This is a genomic window from Bacillus sp. SIMBA_031 (assembly GCF_046535225.1).
Taxonomy (GTDB): domain Bacteria; phylum Bacillota; class Bacilli; order Bacillales; family Bacillaceae; genus Bacillus; species Bacillus velezensis.
Genome location: NZ_JAWRXC010000419.1, coordinates 1 through 257, shown reverse-complemented (window position 1 = coordinate 257; position 257 = coordinate 1). Strand labels below are relative to the sequence as shown.

Annotated in this window: 1 protein-coding gene; it reads left to right on the top strand. The window is 62.6% G+C overall.

Annotation, left to right across the window (positions count from 1 at the left end):
• Positions 1-32: 32 nt before the first annotated feature.
• Positions 33-257: acetyl-coenzyme A synthetase N-terminal domain-containing protein (locus SB724_RS20865; protein WP_410572864.1), on the top strand; the 225-nt coding region annotated here is incomplete at its 3' end.

Genomic DNA, 257 nt, shown 5'->3' with positions numbered 1-257 from the left:
GATGGTCCTCGATTGAGCACGCGGACGGCGCAGTGCACGGCGCTGGCTTCGGCGAGCGGGCGCGTCACGGCGGTTTCGATTCAAACGGCTCGAACGTAGCTTTCTGGGAAGCACAAGCGCGTCGCCTGCATTGGGCAACGCCTTGGCATACGGCACACAGTTGGAAACCCGCTGATGTTCGGGCCGGTCAGGGTCCGGAGATCAAGTGGTTCGACGGCGGCAAACTGAACGTTGCGTATAACTGCGTGGACCGGCAC